Below are 22680 nucleotides of genomic sequence, written 5' to 3'. Positions count from 1 at the left end.
TTAAATTATTTCAAGTTTTAGTTCTCTAAAAACTCTAAAACTCTTTTTGGTATTTTTTCTTCTTTATTATCTTGTTTCATTAGATTAATATATTTTTTATAATTCTCTTTTGCTTTTTCTTTATTATTTATTCCAATATAAGCATCTGCAATATTTAAATATGCAACTATTCTATTTGGGTACTTTTCTATAATCTTTTCTAATAAAAATATTGCTTCTTCATTCCCATCTACTTCTTGTAGATAATAAGCTATATCGTTATATATTTGAACTGTTTTATTTGTCAATGGATATTTTACAAAAGAGTTTACTAAATAGTAAGTATCGATTTTTATATCTTTATCTTTAATTTTATTCATTAATTCTTCCAAAGATACTACTTTTACTTCTTCTAAAACTACAATTTTTCCTTCAACAATTTCATCTTTTTTACAAAAACCTGTTTCTACTAATCTATTGATTATTTTCTCTTTATTATAATATGGGTATCTATACTTAGCTTTATAAGATAAGTTTAAACTTATTGAATTATTTGAGTAATTTAATATTTTTTTATTATTCTCACTTACATCTATTAAATTATACTCATTATTTAATTTTTTTATAATTTTAAAAATATATGGGGTAAACACCATTTCTTTAAATCTAATTTCAGAGTCTAATTCTATTTGTACAAAAATTAAATTTATATAATCCTTTTTATCACAAACTATCTGTTCAAATGCTTGATACTCTGCATAGCTATAATTATCATTAAAAAAATGTTTTTTTGTCCCATTAAAATGTAAATAACCTTTTAATTGATTATTTTCTGGAATTCTATATGGAAGAATTTCTGCATTTTCATCTTGCCACAAAGGAACATAGTTATATTTTATAATTTCCGTTGTAATATCAAAATTCTTAGTTTTAAAATTTAAAGATTTTATTTGTTCTTTAGGATTTTCTGTATGCCAATATTCTTCCATATATTCAACTTCTTCATCTGTTACAACTGCATTTAAACTTATGCTAAAAAGTATTATTATAAATATTATTAATTTCTTCATTTTATTAATCCTAAATATTTTGCTATTTTTTCAAACTTATTCCATCTATCTTCTAATCCATTTGCTTCTTCACTATATTCTGGCATAAATGGTTTCTTTTGCTTTTGTCTAGCATTAACACACCAACTAACATTATAAACATCTATTTTAGTTGCTCCTTTATCTGCATATTTATTCACACTTCCACCTCTTGCAGATAAGTTATTCCACCAATAACAAGCTGAAGCTACTGAATAATCTATATTCGTAGAAACTAAATCAGGATTGTCCATAAAGTTTTGTTTATCATTTTGGTTTTTCTTATTATATTCATCTGTAAATCCTTGATAGTTTGTCCTTCCCGTTATTTGAATTAATCCTCTTCCTCTATATTTATGACCATCTTCTGGACTATTTCCTAAATCTTCTTTATAGTATTTACAATTAAAATATTCTGGTTGTTTACATTTAAAATCAACTTGTTTCCCATCTTTTATCATTGGTTCTAAAACTATATCTTTACCTTCAGGACTTTCCCTATATTTCTTATAACAACTATTTTGTATAGCTATACTTTCACGATATGTATCATCTTCTTCAAATTTTTTAAATCCACCACTCTCATGTGCAGTTTGACTTAAAAAATGTGCAATCCTTATTGGAGTATTTATCTCATACTGTTTACAATATTTATTTAATGCTTCAAGAAGTTCTTCTTCTTTTTCTATATTTGTACACCCCATAGCAACTAGCATATCTTTTGTGATTAATTCTATCTCTAAAAACACTTCTAAATCATACTCTATATCATATTCACCTTCTCCATCAACATCAATCCAACCCTTTACATATGCTATATCTTCTTGTTTTATATTATTATCATCTATTATTTTTTTTATTACAAATTTATATTCTGCTATATCATCTTTTACTTCTACTGTAAACTCTTTTTTAAATAAAATATACTCTTTTTTATTCTTATCTTCTGGAAGTTTTATATCATATTCTTTTGTTACAAATGCTATACTTCCCTTTAGCGGTTGACCATCATCAAACATAGCAGTTACATCCAATGTTACACATTCATATATATTTTTCTTTATCATTATTTAAACCCCATATTTCTAAGAGAATTTTTCTCTATTATTTCCTTTGCTTTCACTCCACCATTAGAACTATTACTCTCATATTTACTTGTCTTAAACTCTATTCCACTTTGGTTTATTATCAAAGCATTACTTCCGCATCTTAATACTACTTCTTCATATCCTTCTAAGTTTATCTCATTTGATTCTTGTTTACTCTCATTTGATTTTAAATGATAGTTTTTTATATTTATTCCAAAGCTTTTACTTACTTCTTTATACAAGTTTTGTAAAAACTTCTCTTTCTTATCTTGTTCTACATATCTATGTACATATCCTTGTATTGTTTTTACTACATTATTCTGTACATTATAGTTTATATTCTCATTTACTACTATATTCTTTGTTTTATTTACATTAAGATCAATATTCTCTGAAATATTTATTACTCTTTTATTCTTTATTTTCTAAATATTTAATATTCCAACTTTCCTCTTGTGGTACCCATTTACCATCTGCTAAAAATACTTCAATATTCGCTTCTTTAGTATATTCTCTATCACAGTGATCATTTTCATAAAGTTTATTTAAAATTTTCTCTTCATTAAAATATGGAAAATCTCTATTCTCTTCATATGATTTATCTATTCTTAAAGACAAATTGTCTTTTACAAGCTCCAAATCAAAAAAATTTGGTACATATCCGTAAAGTTCATAATATTTAGCCTTTATTAAATCTAATTCTCTAAAAAGAATATTTTTGTCTTTACTTGAAGACCTTATAATAGATGATATAACTATCTCTTTATTTTTAGAAAGACAAGCAACAGCATATAGTCTTTGATCATAAATATCTATATTAAAAGGTTCATCACTGATTAAAGAATAACCTATTGGAAAACCAATGTTTGTTAAAATAACATCTCTGTCAATAGCAGGAGATATTCCTAACCTTGTAATCTCTCCATTTATTTTAAAAATCTTTATAAACATTCCAGAAAATCTATCAAATACACTACTATTAGGCTTTAATAAATTATTGTATTGTTCATATGTTATTATATTGTTTGAATTTAAAGTTGTATATTTACTAATAATATTACTATCTATAAGTTTATATGAACTAACTATCTCTTGATACTCCTCTTCTGTCATTGCTAATACATTTGAAGTATAAAATAATCCTAAAGCAATTACTATTTTTAATATCTTTTTTTTCATTTTCTATATTCCTGTAATTTCATATATTCTTTTAATTTAATTTTTATTTCAGTCACTATTATTTATATTCAAACTGTTTTTTTGTGGAAGCCATTTATCATTTATAAGAACTTCAATATTTGCTTTTTCAGTTAATTCTTTATCACAAGTATTTGTTTTATAAAGTTTTGCTAAAATCTTTTCTTCATTAAAGTAAAAAAATGTTTCATCTATTTCTAAAGTATTCTTTTCTTCTACAAGATTGAAATTAAAAGAATTTTCTACATATCTATTTTCTCTAAAATAATTAAAAATCATTAAAGGTAACTCTTTAGAAATATTTTGCTTATCTTTAGTTAAGGATTCTAAAATTGAAGATACTATTAGCTCTTTATTTTTAGAAAAACAAATTACAGTATATAACTTTTGATCATTAATAATTGAATCAAAAAGGTTATCACTGCTTAAAGAATTAGCCTTTGGATAACCAATACCTATTATAATTATATTTCTATTAATAGAAGGATTTATTCCTAACTTCATATTTTCTTCATTTATTTTAAAAATTTTTCTAAACCTAGCAAAAAACATACTATCTTCAAAATTATTAAACTTTAATAGATTTTTATACTCATTATATGTTGTTATATGAGTTGAGTCTAAAATCTTATAATTATCAATATTTTCACTATCTACAAGTTTATAAGAATTAATTATTTCTTGATACTTTTCTTGTGTCATTGCTAATATATTTGAAGCATAAAACAATCCTAAAACAAATAATATTTTTAATATCTTATTTTTCATTTTTTCTTCTTATAATCTCATATATTTTTTGAGCTTATGAAATAATTGTAATCTACTTAATGGTTTATTTATATCATTGTAACCATTTGGTATTTCTTGTGCATAACCGTTTATTTCTCTACTTATACTTAATACAACACTATCATCTGAACCATTATCAGCTAAAACATTTATATCTCTTTGTACAATACCATTATTTCTCCAATAGTCACAAGCTGAAGCAACAGCATATTTTTCTTCTTTTATTAAGTTAGGATTTGATTCAAAGTCTTGTTTATCATCTGGATATTTAGAATTATATCTTTGAGTAAAGTTTTTATAAGCACTTCGCCTAGTTATTTGAATTAATCCTCTTCCTCGATATTTATATCCATCTTCTATTTGATAGTAATATTGTTTATTTGAATCGTTTGGATTTATTTTAGTATTTTCTTGTTTTCCACCATATTTACAATTAAAATATTCTGGTTGTTTACATTTAAAATCAACTTGTTTTCCACCTTTTATCATTGGTTCTAAAACTATATCTTTTCCTTCAGGACTTTCTCTATATTTCTTATAACAATTATTTTGTATAGCTATACTTTCACGATAGGTATCATCTTCTTCAAATTCTTTAAATCCACCACTTTCATGTGCAGTTTGACTTAAAAAATGTGCAATCCTTATTGGGGTATTTATCTCATACTGCTTACAATATTTATTTAATGCTTTAATTAAATCTTCTCTTTCACTTGCTTCTTCACACCCCATAGCAACTAACATATCTTTTGTAATCAACTCTTTACAAACCTCTAAAAATACTTCTAAATCATACTCTCTATCATACTCACCCTCTCCATCAACATCTATCCATCCCTTTACATATGCTATATCTTCTTGTCTTATATTATTATCATCTATTATATCTTTTATTACAAATTTATATTCTGCTCTATCATCTTTTACTTCTACTGTAAACTCTTCTTTATATAAAATATACTCTTCTTTATTCTTATCTTCTGGAAGTTTTATATCATATTCTTTTGTTACTAATGCTATACTTCCTTTTAACATTTTACCATCATCAAACATAGCATCTACATCTAATATTACATTTTCATATATACTTTTCTTTAACATTATTTAAACCTCATATTTCTAAGAGAATTTTTCTCTACTATTTCCTTTGTCTTAACTCCACCATTAGAACTATTACTCTCATATTTACTTGTCTTAAACTCTATTCCATTTTGGTTTATTATCAAGGCATTACTTCCGCATCTTAATACTACTTCTTCATATCCTTCTAAGTTTATCTCATTTGATTCTTGTTTACTCTCATTTGATTTTAAATGATAGTTTTTTATATTTATTCCAAAGCTTTTACTTACTTCTTCATACAAGTTTTGTAAAAACCTCTCTTTCTTATCTTGTTCTACATATCTATGTACATATCCTTGTATTGTTCTTACTAAATTATTTTGTACATGATAGTTTATATTTTCATTTATTACTATATTTTCTGTTTTATTTACATTAATATCAAGATTCTCTAAAACATTTATATGTTTATTATTTATTACATTCTCTATTAAATCTTTTTGTACATTTATCTCATAATTATCTTTTACATTTAGTTTTGAGTTCTTATTTATACTCTCTTCTTTATCTCCTCTTATTATTACTCTTTGATCTTTATCTACTCTTTTATTCTCATTATTCAATACTTCTGTATTTAAATCTCTTTGAGCTCTTATATTTATCTCTTCTCTTCCTTGGTAATCTTCAAACATTAGTTCATTATAACCTATACTATCACTATATTGTGGTGTTGTATATGTCCTTATATAGCTCTTTGTTTTATTATTTGGCAAGGAATATGCTAGTTTATTCTCTCCATTATGCAAAGTCCCTATTATTATTGGGCAATCTGGATCCCCATTTACAAAGCTTACTATTACTTCACTATTTACTCTTGGTATAAACATTGTCCCATAGTTATCTCCACTTGACATATTTGACACTCTTAAGTAGCATGATGCTATTTTATTTCTTTCAAAGAAAAAAAGTACTCTTACTCTCCCTTCTTCATCTACATCTATACTATTTGCTTTCTCTTTTAAGCTTTCATTATTTATATCTTGGCTTGTTACTATTGCTGTTTGTATTCCATATATCTTTGGCTTTTTTATTGTTCTTTGGGGTCTATATATTATATCTTTTGGAATTGCTTTTAGTTCTACGCTATATTGCATCTCAAATTTCTGTGTACTTGATTCTATATCTACATATTCATCTAATGCATTTGGAAAATATGCTTTAGATCTTACTTCTAGTACTATTATCTCTTGGCTTTTATTTACTTTATCATCATATAAGTTTATTAATTTACTATCATCTATTATTAAATCATTTGAAAAAGCTTCTATTGTATTTGACAATGAATACTCTATCTCTGAATCTAGTTTACTATATCTATTTAAGTCTTCATAGTAACTCTCATTTAATAAATTCAGTTTATCTCTTAATTTCTCTTTTACTATTCCATCTCTTAGTTGTTTACTACTTGTATTCTCTTTAGGATTTACTACTTCTCCACTTCTTATTTTAAACTCTAAGTTTGGATTATTTTTATCATAGTAATCTTCTATAAAGTGTGTCGCTTTAAACTCTATTTTATTATTATATGTACCTACAACTCTATTAGATATACTCATTCTATTTGAGTACTCATTTAAATCACAAATAACTACTTTAAAGTTTGGCTCTTGTGAATCTATTACTAGGCTATATCCCTCTTCTTCACAAAGCATTTTAATAAATTCTAAATCACTTTGATTATATTGAGTTGTATACTCTTTTATTCCATTATCTTGACTATATTCACTCTTATCTATATTATTTACACAAGATAAGCTTAGCAATGAAGAGTATCTTGATATGATACTTTGTATAATATCTACTGAACTTAGATTATGAAATATCTCATAACTATTTGTTAATCCCAAATAGTATAGTGGATGTACTACTTTTACTTTATATAGACTCTTCTTTGATACTATACTCTCTTCTTTTATACTAAATACTTTCCCATAAATAGTCTTATTTGTCCTATTTGTTATATCTTCAAGTATTATCTTTATATCTGTATCTACTATAGCTGTTATATCTAACTTATCTTCACTTATAAATATTACTTCATATTCATAAATCTTATTAACTCCACTAAGCCCTTCTAGTCTATATATTGAATATCCATTATTTAATAATATATTACTTCTATAATTTACTAGCTCTACTCTACCTCTTAGCTCCTGTACCCGCTTATTCCTATTTCCTATAGCTTTCCCAGCTTTTATAACTTCCCCTATACTCATCTTATCCCCTTGTACAATATCTATTTAATTCTTTTATTACTAACTTTAAAGAATATTTATCACAATCAAAAGTTGGTTCTTTACCAGATAATATATTTTCTGATGAATATTTATTGTTTATATAATAATTAGCTTTATAATCCAACTTTAGAGTATCTTTTTTATCTAAAGACACTCCAAAATCAAATATCTTTATGTTATTTTTTAATACCATAATATTACTTGTAGATATATCAGCATGAACTATCTTTTTTTTATGTATATATTTTAAAGTTTTTTTAAGATTTTCTGATATTTTTTTGATATCTTTTTTAGTTAAATTATTTTTATTAATATCTTTAAGAAGTGTTCCATATAAGTACTCTAGTACTATATATGGAACATTTAAATTTGTATCTATACCAAAATCAAAAACTTTTATAATATTATCATGTGAGAGTTGCCTGAGTATTTTGTATTCCATAAATAAAAATTCATTTATATCTTCTTTATTTAATAACTTATCATTTGGTATTTTCAAAACAACTTCTCTTTTAGTTTGAAAATACTCTTCATAAATATCACTTGCCTTATAAATATCACAAAAACCTCCACTAGAGATTTTTTCTTTTATAAAATATCTTTTATTTATTAGAGTATTTAACATTATTCTATAAACCTGATGGTAAACTAAATTTAAGTCCATTACTTCTTAAATATAAAGGAACTATTGAACCATCTATTATATATGAACTTTCATATCCATACTTACTATAATTAATATCTAATGTAAGATTTTCCCCTTTAGATAAATGATTTTTATCCAAAAACTTAAATATAGCCCATTCATCATTACCAATATACTCTTCTATAACAATTTTATTTGAAAGATCAAACAATTTGAATTTTAAATTAGAAATATTTTTTATATTTGGCCAAGATATTCTTTTTGATATTATAGGTCCGTGTTCATATAAAAGTATATTAGAGTCATAAGAAAATTCAGAAGTTGCTAAATTTGTAGATAGAAAACTAGGCTTTATATTTATAGAAAAACCTAATGTACCATCATTTTTAAATATTGATTTTCTTATCTCTTCAGCATGTACTAAACTTTCAATAAATTCTTGTGAAAAACTAAGTCTATTACCATCAATATTTCTTGACTCTACAACAGAGTTCTTATAATTTATTTCTATAAAATTAGAAATATATTTTTTATAAAAATTATCAAAAATACCATCTTTTCTAAAGAATTCATTAAAATCATCTAAATCTACATTTATATTACTACTATTATTAATAGGATATTTATCTCTTAATCTATCATTATAAAAAGATATTACATCTCTATTATATTGATTTAAAATATAGTTTTTAGCATTTTTTACTATAAAATCTAAGTTAGCTTGAATGATTGTCCCATACCATTTCTTAATTTGTATTGGCATTAAATTTAATTCAACTAGCATAGGAGATATCTTACCTTGAACTCTATTTGAGATAATATCAAAAGAGTCTTTTTCTAAATTTATAGAACTATTCATATTATTCATAATCTCATAAATTTTAGTAAATTCACTAAATAAAGAGTTCAGAGGTCCTTTTCTTTTATAATCATCATCTAAAAGTTCATTGTAGTTTTTATAGTATTCTCTTAAAGATTTAACACTTTGTGGATCTATTGCAGCATCTTCTACTAAATTAAATGTAGATTCATCAGTTGTCTTATTATCTTCAGAAATACTATTTTGTAATATTTCTATTTTAGAAAATAAATTTGTATTTATTTTCAAATTTTTTAATATTGTTATTATAGGAGAATCTGGAGATAAAAATATTGCTAATTGATTGTTTAATTCAAACAAATCTGTAAATGTAACAACAGTCAAACTTGATAATGCTTCATCCCAATATCTTTTATAATCAGCAAAATAATACCTAATTATTTTATCATAGTAATCTTTTCGCTCTTTTTTTGTAAGATTAATTTTATTACCAATTATCCAATTATTATCTAAAATATCATCAAGAACTTTTGCTCCATCTATTAAAACTATATCGTATCCAGCTTTTGTATATAATCCTGGAATTTTATATTTTGTTCCTCTAAACAAATAAGTATTTTCACCTAAAATCTCAGAAAAAGAGAAGCTTTTTTTATCTAAATATTTAAACTTATTTTTCCACTCTTCATAAATAAGTTGTTCTGTGCTTACTTTAATTAAGTTTGCTCTAGATTTATCTACTAAATGCTGTTTAATATTATATTTAAAATCTAATTCCAATAAATTTGCCCAATCTATAGCTAAATTTTTTTGAACTTCTTCACTATTAATTATCTTTTTCCAATTTGATTCCATATAATTCTGTAAAAATTTATTTTCTCTTTTTTCTTCTATACTAAGCATCAAATATGCCTTTGTATTATCCCATGTTTTAGAGAAATCATTTAAATCTTTTCTTAAATTATTCTCTATTTGGTTTACACTTTTATTTAATAATAGTGATAAAAGATCTTTATTATAAACATCTTTAATATAATTTGATTTATCATCAAATTTAAAAAATATTTTATTAAACAAATTATTAGTTCTTAAATCTTCTTCAAGATTATTTACTATTCTAAATTGTTTTAAAACTTTTGAAAGTTCTTCTAAATTACTTTTAGTATCTATTTTATTTTGTAAATCAACAAGTTTAATTATCTCTTCTTTATATTCTGATAATTTATCATTTAAATTCACAAAGCTATTTATCATAAAAAAACTACATAATAATATAATTAATACCGATGCTGTATAAGTTATAACTTGTGTCTTTTTTACTAATTTTTGATATTTTTTGTCAATAATTCCTATATCAGCTTCTTCAAATATCAAATCTTTGAGTAATTTTTTCATAAAAAGTGCTTTAGGCTTTTCACTTAAAGAATAATTTCTTTCTATAGATGTAAAATATATTCCTCTTAACATTAGTGGTTTTCTATATCTTGTTTTAGAAAAACAAATATCAGTAAAGTATATAATCTTTGAAGCCAACTGAGATAACTTTTCTGTAAATAAAAATATTTTTTCTCTATTTTCTTCTATCCATTCTGTATGTATTTTATCAATAATAGAACTATTTAATCTTTGTATTAATTCTATAAATTCATTTGAAATATTATTATTTTCTAAATCTTTATTTTTGAAAGTAATACCAAAAATCTCGCTCTTTTCTTCTTTACTTAATGTATTAAAATATTCATTAAACCCATCTATCTTATCACTTTTAGTAATTACTAAATATATAGGTATACTAGATTTAAAAATTTGAGACAATTCATCAAATCTATCTCTTAATTGTTTTGCAAAGTTTTCTAAATCTTTATTACTTCTATTTAAAAAAGTATCTATGCTTATAGTTAATATAATACCATTAATAGGTCTTCTCCATCTCTTTTTAGAAAATAGCTTTAGAAAATATTTCCATAATATTGGGTCTTCTGGATTTTTAGTCTGCTGAATATAATGTCCTGGTAAATCAATAAATATAGATTTTTCAGAAAAATACCACTTAAATCCTTCATTATCATCAATATTTTTATCTTCATAATTAATAGGAAAATTAAGCCCAGAATATTTTACTAATGAACTTTTACCTTCTCCCTCTTCTCCCAAAACAAGATACCAAGGTAACTCATATCTAGATTTGATTTTGTAAACTGATGCTCTTTTAACTATTTTTAAAGCATCATTAAATTTTTGCTTAAGCAATTTAACTTTTTGTTTAATTTCATTTTTATATAAATTCTCTAATGTTTTAGCTTCTATAAATTCCTTTGTCTCTTTCTTACCATATAATTTTATTAATAAAATTGTAGTCAAAGTACCAAAAAATATAAGAAATGCTATTAACAATCTAAAATAAATAGCTTTAAAACTATCAAAAATAAGAGGAAATATGAAAACCACTATTAAAGATAATATCAATGAACTTATAATTAATATAATAGAAAACTTATTTTTTAACTTAATCATGATATATGTTCCTTACTAATATTTTCTATTTTATGTATACTTAAATTTATTAATTCTTTTGATACCTCATCACTCTTTTCAGAAAGTTTAAAAGATAAGAAAAGATATATCAAAATTAATAATATAGATACCAATGAAATAACAAGAGAATATGAAACTTTACTAAAAAGTTCAAATCTCTGTTTTGATGGCTCAACTTTTTTATAAAAAGTTAAAGGTTCTCTTCTTTGAATTATTTTTATTTGTCTATAAAGACTATCTCTTATGCTATTTATTTCCATCACACCTTTGTTAATCACTCTATATCTTCCTAAAAAACCCAAAGATAAACAAATATACATTAACTCTAGAATATTTATATATTTAGCAGGAGTTTTAAGAAATTTTTCCAATAAATGAAAAAAATTTTCACCACCATAAGTTTCATTATGAAAAATACTCAATAAACTTTTATTAAACCAATCGTCTGTTTCAGATAATTTTTCATTTAGTTTTTCATCAATAAAAGTACATAATATATATCTAGAAACTAAAATTTCCATATTTTCTATTCTATTATTTATACATTTATCATTAAAAATATTTATTCTTGATATAAATTCACTTCTAATTTTATCGACATCTACACCTTCAGCATCATCTCCTATTTCTGATAAAGCTTCAAATAATGGAATTGATGCAGAGATAAATGGATTTACATTAGAGTTATATATTTCATCATAATCTATTTTTGAAATAGTTTGATTATAAAAATCTTCAAAACTTTCATTTTTACTTTTTGGAAAGTTTGTAATATTACTTTTATTTATATCCCTTGTGATAATTTTTGTTTTTTCCATAATCTCCCCTTAATTATTTTTAATTGCCCAAAGAGTAAACTCTATATTAGGAATTTCTGTTGAAAGATGAAAGGCAAATCCTGATGAACGTTTCAACTCTTCTATATTTTCTTCATTTAATTCTAATTTAAAATACAAATGATTTACTTTATAAGGAATCTCTTTTGGAGCATTAGATAATGGTTTTAACTGATACCCAACTAAATGATAATTTACTAAATTTCTAATAGTTTCAACTGTACCAAATTTTAAACTAACTTCTAAAATTTCTCTAACTTTATTAGAACTAATATCAGAAGATACACTAAATACAAATGTTGAATTATCAATCATATCTTTACTATTAATTGAAGCAACATATATTCCATATTTAGCTTTATTTATAGGAAGAACTATACTATTTTGCTCTAAAACTACAACCAACATTGATTTGAGCTCTTGTAATAAATTTTTAAAACTTTCATGCTGTTTCTGATGATTATAATTAATTTGGCTAAGCAATCGTTTTTCTTTTTTCATAAATACAGCAAGTTCACTTGTAAAACTAACTAAAATAAAAAATATTCTCTCTGGATGTACTTTATCTTGAGTTAATAGAAAATTTAATTCACTTTCTACTTTATTCAACAGTTGTAACAAAAGATAATCTCCTATTTCAGTTGTTTTCATAACTGTATTTGTAATCTTTTCTGACAGTTTCTCTGCTCTAAATGTAATAGAACTTAATAATTCTTTCATTTGAGATAATAATAAATTTGAAAAATTAAAATATAAAAATATTGGTGAAAACTCTTTATCTAAAGAAATTGTACCACTAATAGAAATATCTGATACTTTGCAGACTGGTAAACTAACATAAGAATCTAATTCTTCTTCAAAAGATAGTTTATAATTATAATCTGCTACTAATAGTTCACAATTACTACTTTCACCTGTATTAATATTTGGTACATTTGATAAAGTTCTAGATTTAAATCTAGTTTGAATATTTTTATGTTCATCGAAATGTATTTCATCACTTTGCGGTATATATATTGGTAAAGATAAATATAATATTTTATTGACATCTTTTGATGTTATATCTACAAGCAAAGTATTATTTTGAGAATTCACTTCAAAAAGTGTTCCATCTTGAAATATGCCAGATGCATGTTTTATAAGTATTTTTCCACTATTTAGAAGATGTTCATCTATTTCTAATTTAAAAAAACCCCAGTTATTGGATATTAAACTCTTTGTTCTATTCATAATTTCTAAATCAAAATGCCTATCATTTTGCTGAAAGTGTTGTGGTCTAATAAATAAACCTTCTCTCCAAATAACTCTACAATTTTCCATTATTTTTCTTCTCTTTCTATATTAAAATTTCTAATTTCTAATTTTTCATAATTATATGAATCTTTTTTAAGTTCGATTATGTTTTTCCAGTTATAGTCATTATCTATTTTCTTGAAATTACCTATGATCCCTAAATATTTTGTTCTTTCTCCAAAATATATTTTATATGTTTGCTTTTGATTTGTTAAAATAATATGCTTTGATTGTGATACCAAATCATCTTTTAAACTATCATTAGATTTTTCAACAAGTGTCCAATAATCAAATTTTGAAAATTTACCAGCTTCTTCTAATTCATAAAATGTAAGCATTAACGGTGAAGATTTTCCATAATCATCTTTATTCAAATCTTTACTTGTATATATTTCAAGTTCTAAATGTGTTGGTTTTTTTGCACATGAAGAAGCAAATAATAAAATAGATATAAGTAATATAATTTTTAATATATTTTGCATTTTCTCTCCTATAATGATATTTTTTTTAAATTTTCTGTTTGTCTTTTATACTCTTTAGATAAACTATCTAATAAAAAAGAAGATATATTCTCAATATTTTTATTATAATTTGCAATATAAGCATCCCAGAATTGAATTCTTTTTGGGATTAATAATTTAAATTTATAATTTTTATAAAATGTATCTTCTAATTTCTTTGAATTAAATTCATCTATTAATGTTGGAATTAATTCAGCATATGATTTTGACATAGCAATATTATGATTATCTATTTCAATAAATGACTTTTCTATATATTTAGATAAAGGAATAATACTATCCATTGGATTTATCAAAGTCTTTAAAGATTCATTTATTCCTTGTTTTATTGGATTTAACTCTTTATCAGAAGGACTTGTTACTCTAAATGTTGAATCACTTATTATTTCATCTTTCATATCAAGAGATGATTTTAAAAACTTTAAAGACGAAAGAACAATGTTTGCTATTTCATTTATAATTCTTTCTTGTTCCTGCTTATTTAATAAACTTATATCAATACCCAACCTATTTTCTAAAATTTCTATAGCTTCACTATTTTGTGCTATATCAACAATCTCTGTTTCTATAGTACCTTCAATATTATTGTTATAAAAATCTAAATTTATGATTTTTTCTTCAATATGTTCATTTAATTTATTTGCTGTTTCTTCTAAATCATTATCTTCTTTATTTTCTATAGAATTTGTATTACTTAATATATTTAATATACTATTTTCTTCTTTATTATAATCATCTAGTATGTTATTGTTAAGGCTTTCAAAACTTTCTTCTTGTAAAAAACTATTTTTCATAATACTACTATTTTCAAATAAAAAATCATCATCAGGAATTAATAGTTTTGATGAATTAACTTTTAAATCATTATATTGATTTATATCTATATCATTATCATCAATTAATATTGCTTTTAATTCATAATCTCCTATAATAAATATATCTAGATTATTTATTTTTATAGGTATATCTTTTGGAATCTTTTTATATGGATTCTTTATATAGGTACCATTTGTACTAATATCTGTTATATAATAGAAGTCATTTTTATATTCGATTAACGCGTGTTTTGAAGATATATATAAGCTTTCGTCTTCCAATATGAAATCTGATTTTTTAGATCTTCCAATATATCCATTATTTTTATCAAAATTGTATGAATTAATATACAAATTTTTTCCACTAATTATTTCTAAACTCAAATACATAATTTATTTTTCCTCTATATTTTCAATTTCTGGTTGAGTTAAATATAGTGGTTTGTAATCTTTACTTAGTTTAAAACAACCATTAAAAATAAAAGTTATTAGTATAATAAATAATAATTTTTTCATTCTGTCCCCTTTAAATTAATATATATTTCTTTATTCTCATCAATAGATACTTGAATTTCTATAATTTTACTTTTATTCATTACAGAATCTAAATATACTTTTGATAATTTTGGTAAAATATTTAGATTTATAATTAAATCAATATTTCTAGCTCCTGTATCTATACTATTAGAAAGAGTAACTATATAATCAAATAGACTATCTTCTAAAGTTAATAAAATATCTTTCTTCTCAAATTGTTTAACAATATAATCTAATTTTATTTTAGTAATTAATTTTAGAGCCTCATCCTCTAAATTCAAATAAGGAACAACATTCATTCTTCCTAGTAATGCTGGTTTTAAATATTTAGATAGCACAGGTACAATCTCTTTTGTAATCTCATCAAAACTTATATTTTTATTGTTAAGATATAAATCAGTTATTAGATCTGTTGCAAGATTTGAAGTCATTAAAATAGTTGTATTTCTAAAATCAATTATTCTTCCTTCTGAATCATTAATTTCCCCTCTATCAAAAATTTGATAAAAAATATTTAGAATATCTGGATGAGCTTTTTCAATTTCATCAAAAAGAACAACACTATATGGTCTTACTCTAACTGCATCAGTTAATTGTCCACCTTCACCATATCCAACATATCCAGGTGGAGAACCAATTAACCTTGATACAGTATGTTTCTCTTGAAACTCAGTCATATTAATAACTGTTAAAAACTTTTCTCCTCCATACATTAAATCTGCAATAGCTCTTGCTGTTTCTGTTTTACCTACTCCACTAGGTCCAACTAATAGGAAAACTCCTGAAGGAGAATTCTCTTTTTTTAATCCTGATACAAAAATTTGTAAAAATTTACTTAAATACTCTATTGCTTTATTTTGTCCAATAACTCTTTTTTGTAAATTATTCTCTAATTCCATAACATTTTTTATTTGTTCACTAACCATATTACCTAGGGGAACACCTGTCCAAGAAGATATAACTTTTGCTATTTCATCTTTTGAAACTCTTTCTTGAATAAATTTATTTATAGAATAATTTTCATTTAACTTATTTTGAATCTCTTCTATTGATTCTTTATTTGTTTCTATTTTTAATTTTAATAATAATTCTTTCTCTTTCTCAAAACAACTATATTGATATTCTAAAGTATTTCTTAATTCAGATATATCATCTTCTAAAACTTTAATATTATTACTATAATCCTTTATAGATTTTCCACTATCTCTTTGTAAAGAGTCTAATTCTCTCTCTTTTTCTTTTATTTTTATATTCAACTTTTGTAACTCAAAAGGAATATTAGTTTTACTAATTTTAACATTTGCACAAGCTGTATCTAAAACATCTATTGCTTTATCTGGTAACTGTCTTCCATTAATATACCTTGCCGAAAGAATAGCTGTATTAACTAAAGCTTCATCTTCGATATAAACATTGTGAGCTTCTTCATATTTTTTAGATATTCCTCTTAGTATAGTAATAGTATCTTGTATTGAAGGTTCAAATATATCAATCTTCTGAAATCTTCTTGATAAAGCTGGGTCTTTTTCAAAATATTTCCTATACTCTAACCAAGTTGTTGCTGCTATTGTTTTAAGTCCACCTCTAGCTAAAATAGGTTTAAGTAAATTTGCTGCATCAGAAGTACCTTCACTTCCACCTGCACCAAATAAAGTGTGTGCTTCATCTACAAATAATATAATCTTTTTAGCACTTGATTGTATCTCTTTTATTATAGATTGAAATCTTCTTTCAAATTCACCTTTAACACTAGCTCCTGCTTGTAAAGCTCCTATATCAAGCATTAAAATCTCACTATCATATAGTTCTATTGGAACATCTTTATTTATAATCTTTATTGCCAAGCCTTCAACAACAGCACTTTTACCAACTCCTGCTTCCCCAACCAAGATTGGATTATTTTTTCTTCTTCTCAATAAGATATCAATTACTTGTTTAATCTCATCTTCTCGACATAAAACCATATCTAGCTCATTATTTCTTGCTAATTTTGTCAAGTTTATTGTATATTTTTCTAATTCTGTTTCTTTATTATATATAATTTCTTTTTTAGTATCTTCTAGCTTTAAACCTTTTATTAAATCTTTAGCTTCATTTTTATTAATACTTTCAAAAAATCTAAAGTATTTAGTATTTGAATATTTAAATATATTTTCTAAAAAAGACAAAATCATACTCTCTTCTGTAATAGTATTTGAAGAGAATTCTACAATAGTTAAATAATATGATTCTTCTAACCAAGTTACTAGTAACACTGAAAAAATAGGATTTTTGCTTTCTGTTGCAATAATTGAACTATTTTCAAGAATGTTTAACAAATTATTAACATCTATTTTATATTGTAAAATTAGTTTATTTATTAAGCTATTTTTATTTTTTAGCATAACATATAAAATATCTTCAATTATTATTTCATTTCCACCCCTAGATATACATCTAATAGCACCTTCTTCCAAATAAGTTTTACTTATAAGGTCTAAACTATTTATCAAATCTTTTAATTCTATTTTCAATTCACTCCCCCTATTTTTCTAATTGAAACTACTTCTTCGTCTCTCATTTTTTCACCAATCCAGCAATTAACTCCTAAATGAAAATCACTATCTTTTTGTAAAATAAAATCTTTTTGTTCTTCTTTTTTTACATGTATAATTAACTCATAACTAAGAGGTTCTTGAATAACAAAAGCTATTAATTCTTCAAATTCATAAATCTTCTCACTTAAAAAGCTATATTTTTTTAAATCTTCAAACTTTGAATTTCTTAATACAATGTGAAATTTATTATTTCTTCCAATAACAGAATCTCCTATTAATATATTTTTACCTAAATATGAATTTTCAAATCCTAAATTAGTTTTCTGCCAATAAGGAATATTATATTTCTCAGGTATAAATTCAATAATTTCTAAATCTTCATGTGATAAATAATGTCTTAATATAGATTTGATATTATTTGCTGATTGAAATCTCATATTTAACAATCCCGTATAACAAAGAAGTCTTGTAATATTTATCTTAGACTCTTTATCTACAAAATTCATTCTTAAACCTAAAAAAGACATTATATATCTTGAAAATGTATCATTTAAATCTTTTTTAAACTGTACATAATACCTATGTTTTTCCCAAATAGGATAAACAAATCTTTGTAAATGATGATTAAATAAATTTAGAAAGTCATATAATATTTTGTCAGATTCTACACTTTTTAAAACCAACTCACTATAATGAGTAGGCATAGGAGATTGGCTTCCAAATATTGATAAAAAGTTAAGAGTAATTTCAACAAATATTTTTTCTTCTTTTTCTATAAAAACTAATGATGAAACATCTGATTTTTGAAAAGATAAACTAGGATTTGCTTTAAATATAATATTATCATAAAGAGCTTTCTCACTTTTTTCAGGATAATAAAGCTTTAGAGTTACTATAACTATCCTTATTACTTGTGACAATTTAATATTTTTTATTTTTTTATTTAAATCACTATTTATCTTTTCTATTGTCATTTTATATTACCATTTTACTACCAATTTTAATTGGCCATTCAAAAGTATCTTCATTTAATACTTCAACACTTAATCTATGAAAAGAATTTAAACTTCCATAGAGTGAAAAAAATTCATTTATAACAGTACAAAAAAGATATGCTTCACCTAATGTAGAAAACTTACTTTTATCTAATTTTATTTTGATATGATGTCCTTTAATAGGAAATCCCTCATCTATATATTCACACTTTGAATAATCTATTGAAACTAATCCTTCTAAATTTCTTGCATTAATTTCTCTTTGTTTTAAATCATATGCTCCATAGAAATCATATACTGCTAAAACTCTTCGTAAAGTATTTATATCAGCCAAAGATAAATAATTCAAAGACATATTAGAAATTATTTTCCATAAAAAATCTTTTGCAATTGGTGGTGGATAACTAATTGTAGGTACTGTAATATTTTTAAATGGAGTATTTACACTATTAACACCAATTTTAGGTATGCATATATCACCTATTCTAAGATTTGTTGGTATATTTCTATTTGTACAAAGTAATTTTAACGATACTGTTGTACTAATATTTGAAAAAACATTCTCTCTTGATACATTAGAAAATCTAATATAGCTATTAGTTCTATCTCCCTGATTAGAAGTTTTTGTTTTAATTGAATAAAACTCTCTACCTTCTGCTGAATGTTCAAATTCTTCAAATGGTAACATATCCTGATAAGATGATGTTTTATCAGACCAAGCTCTTACATTTTCTACACTAAAAACTTCACCTTGTTCTTTTGTTAATTCAATAGGTTCTATTAGGTATTCATCATTACTAAAATCTTTTTTAATAGGAACTGCATCTGTATTAAAAATATTTATTATAGGTGTCGCATTTAAAATAAAATTATCTTTTGTTGGTATTTCTTGATTAGTAAATGTTTTCGAAAAGCCAATCTTTATAGTAAAACTCTTACTTTTATCTAAAATATCTTCTTCTACCATTTTCATTTTTGATAAATTTAATAAATCTATAAATAAAAACTTATCTCTAAAACAAAAATATTCTTGCAATAATATATATCCTGAGAATAAGCTTTCAGAATAAGGTAACATATAGTCTTTATCATCTAAACCAACTGCTTTTATTGAACTTTTATCTATTATAATATTCTTTAATATTTCACCATTTATATCTTTTAACATTATAGATATATTTTCTACATATTTTAAAAGATATAAATATAAATCATAAACTACATATTTAGATCCATTTAGGAATAATCTTAACTTCTCAATTTTTATATTTAAAAGAGTAGTTGCTCCTGTAGCTTTAAAATCTAGTTCTATAGAACTTTTTTTATTATTTGAAAAATATTCAACACTTTGTAAATCAATAGGTAAAATTTCAGTATCATACACTGTTCTAAAGTTACATTGCTTAACATTTGGTTTTACTTTACTCATTACTTCACTATTTTTAGGAATAAAAATAGTTTCATTTGATTCTTTATTTATCGCATATTGAATAATACTATACGATGGAATTACTCTATTATAATCTGGCCATAAGATTTGAACCAATGTATGTGCAACTTCAGGAAGTTCTTGGTCAAGTAACTGATTTAAACTCCCACTTAAAAAAGCAAAACCTTCTAATAGTCTTTCAACATCTGGATCTTGTCCTTCTTTTGATAAATATGATGATAATCCTGGATTATTTTTTGAAAACTCCAATCCCTTAGTTCTCAAAGAGATTAACTCTTTTTTATAATAGTCATTAAATATCATTTACATCTCTTTATGCATTGTAGTTATTCCACTACCCAATAAATTAGCTTTAAAAATAATATTTTCAACATTTTGTCCAGATTTTTTTAAAACACCTTCGATTATAATTTCCATTTTATTTGCTTGTAATGATTCAATATTAACACGAACCCTTGCTCTTAAAAGCCTAGGTTCATATTTATTAATACAAATTTCACACTCTTGTTCAAGTTTTTCTATAGAATCATTCATACTTAGATTTATATTATTTAAATCAGGTTTTCCATAATCTTTTAAAATTTGTGCACTACCAGCATTTGTTGAAAAAATCTTTGATAAATTATTTGCTATTGATTTATAAATAGCATCTTGTCCTTTTATATTTTCATATTCATTAGGAGATAATCTTTCAAATAAACTTCCTCTATACATTTTTATTCTTTATCAAGCTTTCCAATTAAAGATAATTCAAAACTAGCTCCCATATATTTAAAATGTGGTCTTAAAGCAATTTTAACTTTATACCATCCTGGATCACTTTCAACATCACTTACTTCTATACTCATATTTTTAAAAGGTCTTTTACTTCTAATCTCAGCACTAGGATTTTCTTGATTTGCTACATATTGTCTTGCCCATTTATTTAATTCTAATTCTAAATCAGCTCTTTCTCTCCAAGCACCTATATATTCTCTTTGTAAAACTTTTATATAGTGAGACATTCTTGTAATTGAGAATAAATATGGTAACTGTGTACCTAATTTATAATTTAATTGTGCAGCATTTCCTTCTGGAGTATCTGGGTAAACTTTTGGAAGTTGAGTTGAACTTGCCGCAAAGAATGCTGCTGAGTTTGCTCCTTTTCTCATAATCAATGGTATAAAACCTTGTTCTGAAAGTTCATACTCTCTTCTATCTGAAATTAGAACTTCTGTTGGAATTTTCATTTCAATATCTCCCATACTTTCAAAAGTATGTACTGGTAAATCTCTCATTTCTCCACCAGATTTTGGTCCAATTATATTTGTACACCATCTATAGTTTGCAAAACTCTCAGTTAATTTACTTGCAAATGCATATACAGTACTTCCCCAAAGATAATTTTCATGACTTGCACTAACATCTTCTTTGTAAGTAAATTTTGAAATTGGATTATCTTCTGGATGATATGGTGGTCTAAGTAAAAATCTTGGAAGAGTTAATCCCACATATCTAGAATCTTCATTTTGTCTAAATCCTCTCCAAGCTGCAAATTGTGGTGAGCTTAATACATCTTCTAAATCTTTTAAATTTGGTAAACCTTCAAAACTATCTAAACCAAAAAACTTTGGTCCAGCAGCAGAAATAACAGGTGCATGTGCCATAGCAGCTATTGAAGCTACTTTATTTAAAAATTTCATATCAAAATTTGAAGGAGAAAGTTCATAATCAGCAATCATTGCCCCAACAGGTTGTCCACCAAATTGTCCATATCCACTTGTATATATATGTTTATACAATCCTGTTTGAGTAATATCTAAACTATTTTCAAAATCTTCCATCAAATCTTCTTTTGAAACATTTAATATTTCCATATTTATATTTTGTCTAAAATCAGTTCTTTCTACAAGTAAATATAATCCTCTCCATTTTGACTCTGCTGATTGGAAAGTTTTATGATGAATAATCTCATCCATTTGAGCAGAAATTTTTTCATCTATTCTTGCAATTAATCCATCTACTAAAGTTTTATTTACTTTTTCTTCTTTATTATCTATTTTAATAAGTTCTTGAATTAAAGCTTCTACACCAGATTTTACTATATTATAACCATCATCATTTTGCGAAATTTTTGTTTGTGAAACTATATTATCAAGTAAACTTGATCCTTCATAGTTGGCATTTTGATTAGATAATTGTTCTTGCATATTTAC

General features: G+C 24.0%; 19 protein-coding genes. All 19 read right to left on the bottom strand.

Annotated elements, in window-relative coordinates:
* Positions 1 to 17: 17 nt before the first annotated feature.
* The 19 genes from ASKIR_RS04100 to tssC all read right to left on the bottom strand — a co-directional run bounded on the left by ASKIR_RS04100 (position 18) and on the right by tssC (position 22674).
* On the bottom strand, positions 18 to 1049 hold the full coding sequence (locus tag ASKIR_RS04100; protein WP_115588553.1) for a tetratricopeptide repeat protein: 1032 nt from the start codon (positions 1047 to 1049) through the stop codon (positions 18 to 20).
* Positions 1046 to 2134 (bottom strand): glycoside hydrolase family 19 protein, encoded by a 1089-nt coding sequence (locus tag ASKIR_RS04095; RefSeq protein ID WP_115588552.1) that lies wholly within the window; start codon positions 2132 to 2134, stop codon positions 1046 to 1048. Before ASKIR_RS04095 ends, ASKIR_RS04100 begins: the two co-directional genes overlap by 4 nt.
* Positions 2134 to 2397, bottom strand: a complete 264-nt coding sequence (locus ASKIR_RS04090) for a hypothetical protein (RefSeq protein WP_115588551.1) — start codon at positions 2395 to 2397, stop codon at positions 2134 to 2136. Before ASKIR_RS04090 ends, ASKIR_RS04095 begins: the two co-directional genes overlap by 1 nt.
* 169 nt (positions 2398 to 2566) lie before the next feature.
* Complete coding sequence (locus tag ASKIR_RS04085; protein WP_115588550.1) at positions 2567 to 3334, bottom strand: hypothetical protein; 768 nt, start codon at positions 3332 to 3334, stop codon at positions 2567 to 2569.
* Positions 3335 to 3382: 48 nt separating this feature from the next.
* Positions 3383 to 4120, bottom strand: a complete 738-nt coding sequence (locus ASKIR_RS04080; protein ID WP_115588549.1) for a hypothetical protein — start codon at positions 4118 to 4120, stop codon at positions 3383 to 3385.
* 9 nt (positions 4121 to 4129) lie between these two features.
* A complete protein-coding gene (locus tag ASKIR_RS04075) occupies positions 4130 to 5242 on the bottom strand; it encodes a glycoside hydrolase family 19 protein (protein WP_115588548.1) in 1113 nt (370 codons plus the stop codon).
* Positions 5242 to 7479: a type VI secretion system Vgr family protein gene (locus tag ASKIR_RS04070; protein ID WP_115588547.1), complete on the bottom strand. Its 2238-nt coding sequence runs from the start codon at positions 7477 to 7479 to the stop codon at positions 5242 to 5244. Before ASKIR_RS04070 ends, ASKIR_RS04075 begins: the two co-directional genes overlap by 1 nt.
* 1 nt (position 7480) lies before the next feature.
* On the bottom strand, positions 7481 to 8125 hold the full coding sequence (locus ASKIR_RS04065; RefSeq protein WP_164966877.1) for a protein kinase domain-containing protein: 645 nt from the start codon (positions 8123 to 8125) through the stop codon (positions 7481 to 7483).
* 4 nt (positions 8126 to 8129) lie between these two features.
* Complete coding sequence (gene tssM, locus ASKIR_RS04060) at positions 8130 to 11480, bottom strand: type VI secretion system membrane subunit TssM (RefSeq protein WP_115588545.1); 3351 nt, start codon at positions 11478 to 11480, stop codon at positions 8130 to 8132.
* Positions 11477 to 12319: a type IVB secretion system protein IcmH/DotU gene (icmH, locus tag ASKIR_RS04055; protein ID WP_115588544.1), complete on the bottom strand. Its 843-nt coding sequence runs from the start codon at positions 12317 to 12319 to the stop codon at positions 11477 to 11479. The genes tssM and icmH overlap by 4 nt, the downstream gene beginning before the upstream one ends.
* A 9-nt stretch (positions 12320 to 12328) precedes the next feature.
* Positions 12329 to 13657: a type VI secretion system baseplate subunit TssK gene (tssK, locus tag ASKIR_RS04050; RefSeq protein ID WP_115588543.1), complete on the bottom strand. Its 1329-nt coding sequence runs from the start codon at positions 13655 to 13657 to the stop codon at positions 12329 to 12331.
* A complete protein-coding gene (gene tssJ, locus ASKIR_RS04045) occupies positions 13657 to 14112 on the bottom strand; it encodes a type VI secretion system lipoprotein TssJ (RefSeq protein ID WP_115588542.1) in 456 nt (151 codons plus the stop codon). The genes tssK and tssJ overlap by 1 nt, the downstream gene beginning before the upstream one ends.
* Positions 14113 to 14120: 8 nt before the next feature.
* Entirely contained in the window at positions 14121 to 15356 is a 1236-nt protein-coding gene (gene tagH / locus ASKIR_RS04040; protein ID WP_115588541.1) for a type VI secretion system-associated FHA domain protein TagH, read from the bottom strand.
* A 3-nt stretch (positions 15357 to 15359) separates the two neighbouring features.
* Positions 15360 to 15482 carry a hypothetical protein gene (locus ASKIR_RS10395; RefSeq protein ID WP_257122401.1) on the bottom strand — a complete coding sequence of 41 codons (123 nt, stop codon included), beginning with the start codon at positions 15480 to 15482 and terminating at the stop codon, positions 15360 to 15362.
* The gene (gene tssH, locus ASKIR_RS04035) at positions 15479 to 18016 is read right to left on the bottom strand and encodes a type VI secretion system ATPase TssH (RefSeq protein ID WP_115588540.1); all 2538 of its coding nucleotides are present in this window, start codon (positions 18014 to 18016) and stop codon (positions 15479 to 15481) included. Before tssH ends, ASKIR_RS10395 begins: the two co-directional genes overlap by 4 nt.
* The gene (tssG, locus tag ASKIR_RS04030) at positions 18013 to 19014 is read right to left on the bottom strand and encodes a type VI secretion system baseplate subunit TssG (RefSeq protein WP_115588539.1); all 1002 of its coding nucleotides are present in this window, start codon (positions 19012 to 19014) and stop codon (positions 18013 to 18015) included. Before tssG ends, tssH begins: the two co-directional genes overlap by 4 nt.
* Position 19015: 1 nt before the next feature.
* Positions 19016 to 20788, bottom strand: coding sequence for a type VI secretion system baseplate subunit TssF (gene tssF, locus ASKIR_RS04025; RefSeq protein WP_115588538.1), 1773 nt, complete (start codon positions 20786 to 20788; stop codon positions 19016 to 19018).
* Complete coding sequence (gene tssE / locus ASKIR_RS04020) at positions 20789 to 21199, bottom strand: type VI secretion system baseplate subunit TssE (RefSeq protein ID WP_115588537.1); 411 nt, start codon at positions 21197 to 21199, stop codon at positions 20789 to 20791.
* A 2-nt stretch (positions 21200 to 21201) separates the two neighbouring features.
* On the bottom strand, positions 21202 to 22674 hold the full coding sequence (gene tssC / locus ASKIR_RS04015; protein WP_115588536.1) for a type VI secretion system contractile sheath large subunit: 1473 nt from the start codon (positions 22672 to 22674) through the stop codon (positions 21202 to 21204).
* Between the last annotated feature and the right edge of the window lie 6 nt (positions 22675 to 22680).

The organism is Aliarcobacter skirrowii CCUG 10374, assembly GCF_003544835.1.
Lineage (GTDB): Bacteria > Campylobacterota > Campylobacteria > Campylobacterales > Arcobacteraceae > Aliarcobacter > Aliarcobacter skirrowii.
This window is presented reverse-complemented; position numbering and strand designations above follow the sequence as displayed.